6 protein-coding genes are annotated in these 9,712 nt (G+C 42.2%); all 6 read right to left on the reverse strand.

What is annotated here, in order from left to right:
- Positions 1-7 precede the first annotated feature (7 nt).
- A complete protein-coding gene (locus ACJV7B_RS05975; RefSeq protein ID WP_308582300.1) occupies positions 8-805 on the reverse strand; it encodes an anchored repeat-type ABC transporter ATP-binding subunit in 798 nt (265 codons plus the stop codon).
- Between the two features lie 33 nt (positions 806-838).
- Positions 839-2,605 (reverse strand): anchored repeat ABC transporter, substrate-binding protein, encoded by a 1,767-nt coding sequence (locus ACJV7B_RS05980; RefSeq protein WP_419389203.1) that lies wholly within the window; start codon positions 2,603-2,605, stop codon positions 839-841.
- Between the two features lie 39 nt (positions 2,606-2,644).
- The gene (locus tag ACJV7B_RS05985; RefSeq protein WP_419389204.1) at positions 2,645-4,915 is read right to left on the reverse strand and encodes a choice-of-anchor M domain-containing protein; all 2,271 of its coding nucleotides are present in this window, start codon (positions 4,913-4,915) and stop codon (positions 2,645-2,647) included.
- 73 nt (positions 4,916-4,988) lie between these two features.
- On the reverse strand, positions 4,989-6,062 hold the full coding sequence (locus tag ACJV7B_RS05990; RefSeq protein ID WP_419389205.1) for a TIGR03773 family transporter-associated surface protein: 1,074 nt from the start codon (positions 6,060-6,062) through the stop codon (positions 4,989-4,991).
- A gap of 10 nt (positions 6,063-6,072) precedes the next feature.
- Positions 6,073-8,418 (reverse strand): choice-of-anchor M domain-containing protein, encoded by a 2,346-nt coding sequence (locus tag ACJV7B_RS05995; protein ID WP_419389206.1) that lies wholly within the window; start codon positions 8,416-8,418, stop codon positions 6,073-6,075.
- A gap of 250 nt (positions 8,419-8,668) precedes the next feature.
- Positions 8,669-9,223: a cysteine hydrolase family protein gene (locus tag ACJV7B_RS06000; protein WP_004118531.1), complete on the reverse strand. Its 555-nt coding sequence runs from the start codon at positions 9,221-9,223 to the stop codon at positions 8,669-8,671.
- Positions 9,224-9,712 lie beyond the last annotated feature (489 nt).

A 9,712-nucleotide genomic window follows, 5' to 3' on the forward strand; every position in this document is an offset into this window, starting at 1 on the left:
TCCACCTCTATTTTTTTCCGATTACTCGCTCAACTGCTTTAATAAGCGGATTTTCAGGCGCTACATGGAAGGTTTGCACCCACTTTTCCGCGCTCAAATTTTGCGGCTCGTCGTCTCCAACAATAGTGCCATCAAAAAGCATGATTCTTGAGCATGAGTTGATTGAGCCAATTATGTCGTGAGAGCTCATAAGAATTGCCTCTCCAGACTTTGCTAAATCCAAAAATAGGCTCGTAAGTAGCTCTTGAGTTGGCATATCAAGACCAGTAAATGGTTCATCTAACAGAAGCAAACGCGGCTGCCCGGCAAGTGCTCGCGCAACTAACACGCGCTGACGTTGACCGCCGGAAAGTTCACCAATTGTGCGATCTCGAAAATCAGCCATTCCAGTACGCTCAAGCGAAGCAAGAGCAATTTCGTAATCTTCTTTTTTTGCGCGACGAACATAACCAATGTGACGAATCCTACCCATCATCACCACATCTAAAACAGAAAGCGGAAAATCCCACGCAATATCGTGACGTTGAGGCACGTATCCAACGTAAGATACGCGCGAATTTACATTATCGCCTTCTGCGCTAGGAGCTTTAACTTCTAGTTTTCCGGCGTGCGGAATCAGCCCCATAATTGCGCGGAAAAGCGTTGTTTTCCCAGCGCCGTTCGCACCCAGTAACCCAACGAATTCGCCACTATTGATAGTAAAAGAAACGTCTTTTACAACAGTGCGATTTGCGTAGCTTACACTCAAGTTTTGCGCGTTAATAACAGTACTATTTTCGCTAATATTTTTATTCATAAATCCCATCCACTTCGCTATTACTCCACTATTACTTCGCTATCACTTCAAACATTTTGCTAAAGAATCCGCGTTAGCTCGCATCATATCCGCGTAAGTTCTAACCTTCGCGTCGAAAGCGTCACCATAAATTGGGCAAACTTTCACATGCGCTTCGGCTGCAAGCTCTTTAAGCACAGACGAGCGCGAAATCAAATTCGGCTCCAAAAACACTGCAGGAATTTCCAAGTCGCGCAAAATTTGCGAAAGCCTGCGCCTATCTTGCACGCTCGGCTCGCTTGAAGGGTTAATTGTTACAAATCCTGCAATATTTACACCGTAAGCTTTACCCAAGTATGCAAAAGCGTCGTGCGTTGTAACTAAGTTGCGGCGTTCTTTTGGAATTGACGCAACTTTTTTACGCATATACGCGTCTACGTCAAGAAGCTTGTTAATATAACGGTCCGCATTTGCGCGATATTTGCGAGCATTTTTAGGGTCGACTTCGCAAAGTCTATCTGCGATTGTGCGCACGTATGCTATTCCGTTTTTTACTGACTGCCATAAATGCGGATCAATATCTCCGTGAACGTGTTTTCCTAAAACAGCCTGCGGAAGCTGATACAACTTTTCGCGAGCAGCTCCCAAAAAACGATACCCCTGCTCTGCAGGAATTTCTTTCAGCGCGTTAGTTGGAACTTCCACAACAACATCTTGCGGCTTGTAGTACACGCGTTTTGGCGCAGCAGAACGCTTTTCTTGCAAAGTATCCACTCGGTACATAAACCCGTGCGACGCCAAATCGTATGCTAAATCGGCATGACCTTTATTCAAAACAACGCGAGCTCCGCGATTTTTCGCTACTTTCTGCGCATTTATGCCAACAGCAAAACGCATTCTGGTATTACCTAAACTTGCAACTCTTGCACCTTGAGCATCCAAAATATCCGCATGCCAGTCAAGCGTGTACTCTCCTGGCTTGCTAAAAGCCCAGCTTAAATGCGTGTGAGCATCCGCTGGCAAATCAACGTGATCTTCGTCGCTAATTCCGTTCGCTGAATTTACGTAAGTTTCTACGCTTCCAAAAGTGCCTGTAAGGTAAGCGAATAATGCTCCAGGTCCTTTTACTTTTGTTGCAGTTAAGCGGATTCTGTCCGAGCGCTTCATGTTGTATGCGTTTGGTTTTATTACGGTTGCGCGTCCTTCTTTTGTTACTGTTGAAGGCGCGTTTGATTGTGAAGACTGCGAAGATGTAGAAGATTGCGATTCTTCAGAAGATTTAGAATTTTGCGATTCTTCAGAAGATTTCACAGTTGCCGATTTCACAATTGCAGCTTCCGCTCCAGCAGCCATGCGTTCTGTAGCAAGACCAAGCCAAATAGTGTCTAGCGACACGTCTTCGACCATTGGAATAATATCCGCCGCATGTTTCACGCTTTCTTCAGCAAGCTCAACATTCGGCACGCCTTTTCGCAAATTTGCGTCCAAAGCGGTAATCACGCCGTGCTCTTCAAGCATCATGTAGTTGCTAAAAGCCACGTCCGCATACACAACGTCGCGAATTGAGCGCAATCGCGGCTCGTAAGAGTGCGGATCTGCATTATCAGGCACGATTGCGCTCACGTTTGCAGCGTCTCCTGCCACATTCGCTACCATATCGCGCAAAACGCCTGTAGTAGTAACCACATTAATACGGCCATCTATATGCCCTGCGCGCGTATTGCCGTTTGCGCTGCCACAAGCAGAAAGCGGAAAAATAAGTGCAACCACTGCAATTGCGTCAATCGCAGCAAAAAAAGTTTGCTTTGTTTTTCTGGGCCAACGAATCACCCTTACACACTCCTACTACTTTTAATAGCGAAATAAACCTTAATAGCGCAATAACCAATTCAAACTAATGAGTCCGCGCTTGTAGAGGAACCAAATTCCGGCAGCAGTAACGGATAGAACAGTTAATACTCCGCCAATAATAAGCGAGTATGCAAGCACAGGATTCCTACTAAACAATCCTGAAATTCCAGTTGACTCATCATCTTTTACATTGCTAAGCAAGCTTCTTCTAAGACCCTTAACGCGCTTAGAAGCATATTTTGCTTCAACGCCTTTGCCTGACTTGCTGCCGATTGTGCCAACTAGTTTCACATTTCTGCCGGTTTTTGCGGATTTAAATTTTCCGGATTTAGATTTATTGGAAGCAAAACCTCCTCCAAAGAATGATGAACCACCATTGCCAGAGTAGGATGCAGCAGCTAATGGCGTGCTCCCACCATTATTATTGCTTCCAGAATTGCTTTCCGAATTGCCTCCAGAATTTCCGCCGTTTGAGCTGTCTTCATCGCCGTCACCATCAGCAACACCGTCACCGTCGCCGTCTACTTCACCGTCGCCAGCTCCGCTTACAGAGCAGCCCATAGGAGTTTTAAGCGCATCCACACCAATTGCGAAGTGGAAATCCTTAGCAAGAGTTTTGCCATTAGCGCTAACTGCAAGACGAATCGTATAGTATCCAGATTTTGAAAAATCCCAGTTCAAGTGCATATGCGTATTAGCCGGAATCGTGTAAGTTCGATTTCCGTTACTAGACATAACAGTTTTCGCTTTTTCGCCTAACGAACCTTGCAACCAAATGCGCACACTGCCCGGACCTTTTACAGATTTAAGGCTGATTTTACTAGATTTGTGCGGTTGCAAGTTTTGGTTATTCCAGCCAAGCCACGGCACATTTTGTTTCTGGGTTTGCGGAAGACGCCAAACGTTACCGTTTTTTGCATCATTTCCAGCATAAAATACGACTTTACTTGGGTCGCGCTTTACGTGAGATCCTGTCACATCTTCTTGCACCGCAAAACCGATTCCACTACCAGTTGAGTACGTTGCTAAATCAACGTGCCCATGTTTGATAATCAGCTTATCTTCTTTTATATCGTTAAAAGTTGAACATTTTTTAGTTGTTTTTTTATTCTTATTTTTAGATTTGGAGTGTTTAGAATCTAAATTATTTTTACTAGATTCTGTTTCGGCTTCTTCTTCATCTTCAGAACCGCGATTTGCCAATCCGCCACTCGGCTTAGCCCCCGGCCAAGGCGTTACGTACACTCTGTTGTTATTTCCGTTTATAACAATTGAAGTAGAAGGTTCTTCATTATCCTCGTCTTCATCTTCCGAATTTTCGTCAGAATCTTCATCCTCATCTTCCGAATCCTCATCGTCCTCGTCATCCTCTGAATCCTCGTTAGAATCCTCATTCGAACCCTTACCTTCAGAGCCTTTCTTTTTCTTACTATTCGGCGAAGTTCCATTCTGATCACCAGAATCTTCAGACTCCGAATCACCTTTGCTTGTATCGTACTGAGAAGATTCTTTAGCGCGCTTAAGATCTACTTCAAACGTGTAATCTTGCGTAGCAGTAAGAGTTTTACCTTCATTAGTTTCAGCAACTGCTTTTACAGTTAACACATACGTTCCAGGAGCTGTAAAAACCCAATCCATATGCACGTGAGCATCGTCATCCACAGTGTATTCGCTTGGGAATCCAGTTCCATCCGTTCCAAGATACGTTAGTATTTTGTCACCATCTTTACCGGCCATGTAAACTGCACCATTTTCAGGCATAGTTGCGTTAGTAAAGCTAAAAGTTACTTTTTTAATTCCCGAATTTTTCCCCAAAGTTTCGGTAGAAACACCTGCATATAATTTACCTTCTTTCAGTTGAGAAGGAAGCTTATACACATGTTTCACATCTTGTTTCACGAAAGAAAATGCTTTACCTTTTCTTACGCGACTTTTCGAACCAACAACAAATCGAATAAGAGAAGAATCGTATCGAATACCATTTGCGCTGGTGCCTGGGAAGGAATCGCCTCTTGTGCCAAGCACAAGATTTCCGCTGGCATCTTTATAAGTTGCAAAAACGTCGGTATGGCCTTCTTTTACTCTGCATAACTTTGCACTGGCAGTTGAGCTACTACTCGGTTTAGCAGCATTATTTGCAAGTTGAGCCGCAACGCAAGCGTCAGCATTCGCAAATTCGGAGCCTGCAACAGCCTCGTCCGCATACGCACTACCGCAATTGCAGCAGCACATGGAAGCTAAAAATCCTACTGAAATAATCGCGCTAACAAAAGCACTAAACAGCCTCATGCAAATTAATGTAGATTTTTTAAGCATTACTTATCCTAAACTACTTATTTATTACTAATTCGCTACTTATTCGTTACTTATTTAAATCAGTTTTTGGCAAAATAATTGTTTCTTCCGAAGTATTCACTAAATCTCCGAGAGTATTTTGCTGCGAAATCGCCTGTTCGCGTGCTTTCTTGCTTTTTATTACAGCGAATAAAATAAACGCAATAATAACGACGGTAAGAATCACAACAATAATCATCACAATCTGCGCAATTACAACAGTATCGTCTGCTTTATGAGACTTTTGATGCTTTTTGCTTGAAGCTATACCAGATTTATTATTGTCAGCATTTTCAGTATTTTGTTCTGCGTTTTCACCCTCGCCATTATCTTCAGCATCTTCACCGCCGTTTTGTGACTCAGCTTCCTGCGCTCCACCAGCAGCACCACCAAGAGCAGCCTGCGGATCCGTATTGTCTCCAACCGAAAAATTAAGAACGCGAGTATCGCTTACTTTTCGCCCATTCTTCAATTTTCCAGAAAAAGTGAGCTTCACATGGTAAATACCAGGCTTAGAAAACACCCAATTTACGTGAGTATGAGCGTTGGCTTCAATCCAACTGTTTTGCGGATATCCTTTAGTACTATCCCAAAGTTGCTGCGGATTATTATTGCCATTTTCTAAGTAAACGTGCAATTTTCCAGGGCCGCTTACTCCTTCAAGCGAAAGGTTAGCTCCGCGATCAAGCTCGTTTAGTACTCCGCCTTCCTGAGTATTCCATCCAAGCCATGGAACATCAGGATTCTGAGTTTGTGGAATTACGTAAAGCTTAGTTCCAGGCTTTTCACCAATAAAACTGTAGGTAGAATCGTTTGGCATTGGAATAATCGAGCTACTACCCAGCTTGAACACAACGTTCTCCGGGTCTCGCCACACTGGATCGTCGCCAGTATCGTCACGAATTTGTATTTTCCAATTTCCGCCCGCAAGAGTTGGTCCAAAATCGGCGTGACCTGCCTGAATCATAACAGGCTGGTTGCTGCTTGCCGCGTGAGCAGATTCCACAAAAGAAGTCGGCAACAACAAATTCGCTATTAGCATAATCGCTGTTGCAGCGAACGCAATAATTCCTTTTGAAATATAACGCTTATTATTTATCATTTTTTATCCTTTATAACATTTTCAAGCGTGAACGAAGTAAGAATGCTACAACTCCTGTTATTGCGCACAAACTTACGCTTGCGGTACCAATAGCAGCAGCCACCCATTTTGTTTTATGATCTTTTTCTTCTTGAGATTCTTCGTCGTCGGTTAAGTTTTCTGAATACTCATCGTTGCTTTCTTCAGACTCATACGAGGCATTCTTAGTAGATTTTTTGCTCTTTTTTCTAAGAAGCTTAACTTTTTTCAGCTTTTTAGCATGCTTTGAGGAAGATCTACTATGACGCAGCCCACCCAAGGTTCTAGAAGCTGATTTTGTAAAGCCGCCACCAGAATTTGCAAATCCACCTTTTGATTGAGTTTTCTTAGCTAACGGAGTGCTACCAGCTTTCTGAAGATTATTCTGCTCAGCGCCGGAAGTTTTAGAATTATTACTTTCGGAATCTTCATTTTTAGACTGATTTTCAGGTTTATTTTTAGACTGATTCTCCGCATCCGAATCTTCTCCGGATTCTTCAGAAGAATCTTCTACTTCTGAATCTTCTCCCGAATCTCCTTCGGACTTATGGTTTTTATTTTTCTTATGCTTTTTGTGCTTCTTATTATTTTTATTACGTTTCTTATTTTTATTGGAATTATTTTTATTCTTTTTCTTATTGCCGTTTTTATTATCAGAAGATTCTTTCCCAGAAGACTTCAACCATATCTGATAATCAGTAAAATCGTTAAATTCTTCGTTTCTGTACAATTCTCCGTTCTCAAGTACAAGCGACGAACGAACAATAGCTCCATCCATACTTTCGTCAATCTTCAAATTTAAGTTCTTACCTTCTTCTTTAGGTATGTACTTAAATTTTGTTTCGCCTGCTTTTTTAATAAGCCAAACATGTCTTTTTACTATAGAAGTAACTTGAACGTCTGGATCTTGTTTTTGGTCTTTAATAACAGATACTCGTGGGCTATAGAGCACAGAACGAAGATTTAGCGTATCTCCAACTTCGAGAGGCTTCATCCTACCAATTGCGGCTACAACTGGCCTACCGTCAGCACCATGATCATCAACAACAATTCTTACAGTATCTCTATCCGCGCCGTAATCCAGCCCAAGCATAGTTCCGCCGCTTATTGTTGCATTAACAAGCATCCCATTTAATGCAGGCTCTGCAGGAATAGTGAATGTTTCCTTAAAATCTGGCTCCCTATCCCCTACTGGTTGATTGCTTTCAAAATCATATGAAAAATCAGGACCCATCTCGTCTTCGCGAATATACGTCCAAGATGGCATCGTATCTTTTTTACCACGTATTGATTTTGGCAAATACACCGAAAGAGTAACTTCACCACCCGGCTCATACGAGTGGTAATGCGGATGTGAACCAGTATTTCTCACGCCAACAATGCAAATATTGCTGTCATCTTCCTTGCAATGCGTGCTGCCTGACAACGATTCTTCAACAAATTTAGAATCTTTTGTTGGAGGCACGCGATTAGTGTTCATTTGTAGTGTTTCTGTTTCGCCTTCAACCTCGTGAGTAGCGTTAGGCTTTACGTTAAAAGTATATGTTGCGTGTTCTGAAGTAACAGTTTTGCCGTTTTCCTTATTTTTTACTATTGTGTAAGCGCTAATTTTATAAGTGCCTGGCTTTGTAAACACCCAATCAGCGTGCTCATGGCCAACCATTGGCTGGTGAATAATACCAGGCAATACAAATCGACTTCCAGCAGAATCCTCATCGTCTTTATCGTGCGCTTCTAAAGATTTTGCAAAAGTAGCATTGTTGTCGTCAGTTTTTTGCGTCCATGCAAGAATGCGACCACCTTTAGGACCAGTAACTTTATCAATTACAATATCTGCACAAGCTTTTATAGGATCCTTTACACCTACAGAAAAACGCGAATTAGAGGAATCCCATCCAGGGAACACTTCGCTACTCTGCTTATTTCCAGATCCATTCAAACGCCAGTAACCTCTTGAAGCGTCAAAAGGAATATCACTAGCGTTTTTATAAGGAAGATTTTCTGTGTAGTATGACGAATTATCAACCGTCATCGTTACGTTTTTTGGATTGTAAATTACGTTTCCGTAACTAAAGCCCATTTTAAGCTCGCTACTTGCGCTTGTTTGAAACGCGTAAAAAGCATCTACGTGGCCAGTTTTAACCGTTATGTTCTTATTAGGCAAATATGAATCGCCCTTAACGTTATCGCTACCAACCCACACATGTTCAGGTTCGCCTTCATCCGCATACGCCGGTAGCGAAGCGCTTAATCCGGAAGCAAGCACTGCAAAAGCAAGCACAAATACGCTTGCAGCGGCAAGCGCTCGCTTAAACATAGACTTCACTGCATAAGTCATAATTACTATTTCGCTCTCTACACTTCATCTTCTCTATTTCGCCTATTCGCGCTCTTCTTTCACGAATGACTATTGAAGATATCCATACAACGTCTATCAATAATAATAATGATTCTCATTAAAAGCAAGTCGACACTCCGAATAAACAAAAACGCTGGCAGCTCAAAGCAACCAGCGTTATTAGATAATACTTTTAAGCAGATTTAGTAGCTGCTTTTAAAGTACTTTAGTAAGTTTAACTTTAGTCAGTTTATCCTTCTACAATATCCGCATTAAGGCAAGTCTTAAAGTGACGAAGCGCCCACTCATGCCCTGCAGGATCAAAGCTTGCAACGGCATCCTTATGAACCACAATCTTGAATCCAAGATTATACGCATCAACGGCAGTGTGAAGCACGCAAATATCCGTGCAAACTCCCACCAAATGCAACTCCTCAATGTGGCGCTCACGAAGCTTAATCAGCAAATCAGTTCCATTAAACGAAGAGTAGCGAGTTTTATGAATGTAATAAACGTTGCTTTTATCTTTATTCGCTTCGTAAAAATCACCAAGCGTGCCATACAGCTTCTGACCATGAGTTCCGGCGATATTATGAGGTGGGAAAAGCTTAGTTTCAGGATGATACGGATCGTTCAAATGATGCGTATCAATCGCAAAAACCACAAACTCACCAGCGTCAAGAAATTCCTGCGAAATCTCAGTAATACGCTTCTCGAGCTTTTGCGCAGGCTCGCCCACAGTAAGAGAGCCGTCGCTTGCCACGAAATCATTCGTATAATCAATGTTAATAAGGGCTTTATTCATACTTACTCCTTGTATGAAATTTGCAGAATAATCGCTAATAGCATAATCGCAAATAGCACACGCTTTAGTTACAATATTCCGCATTCTTAATTGCTTGATTTTATTTCAATTGATAGCCCAATTATCAACTCAATTGCTGGCCCAATTGTAATCGGCACAATACTTTAATACTCAAAGCTAACTAGAAGCTCATCTATAGCTTCGTAAAGATTTCCTAAAGCTTACCAGCAGCATACTGAAAGCTCATGCTTCTGCGCCGACTACAATTATTTAATCACAACCATACGGCAAATGTAGCCATGGAAACATTTGCCGTAAGTTTTCCTCATGTTTGGAGGGTTTAATATCAGTATTCGCTCCAAATGTGAGATGATTCTCTCGCGTTTGGAGTGCTACACAGCCTCAAACCCTCCAAATGTGAGGATACTAGCGCGTGTTTGGAGTATTACAAAAAACAGTAGTGTGGGAATAAAAAAAGCGGGGAACAAT

This window comes from Gardnerella bretellae (assembly GCF_048545135.1).
Lineage (GTDB): Bacteria > Actinomycetota > Actinomycetes > Actinomycetales > Bifidobacteriaceae > Bifidobacterium > Bifidobacterium greenwoodii.

Excerpts from the sequence above, each read along its gene's own strand:
- ACJV7B_RS05995 (WP_419389206.1), bottom strand. The coding sequence starts at position 8,418 with ATGACTTATGCAGTGAAGTCTATGTTTAAGCGAGCGCTTGCCGCTGCA.
- ACJV7B_RS06000 (WP_004118531.1), bottom strand. The coding sequence starts at position 9,223 with ATGAATAAAGCCCTTATTAACATTGATTATACGAATGATTTCGTGGCA.
- ACJV7B_RS05990 (WP_419389205.1), bottom strand. The coding sequence starts at position 6,062 with ATGATAAATAATAAGCGTTATATTTCAAAAGGAATTATTGCGTTCGCT.
- ACJV7B_RS05985 (WP_419389204.1), bottom strand. The coding sequence starts at position 4,915 with ATGAGGCTGTTTAGTGCTTTTGTTAGCGCGATTATTTCAGTAGGATTT.
- ACJV7B_RS05975 (WP_308582300.1), bottom strand. The coding sequence starts at position 805 with ATGGGATTTATGAATAAAAATATTAGCGAAAATAGTACTGTTATTAAC.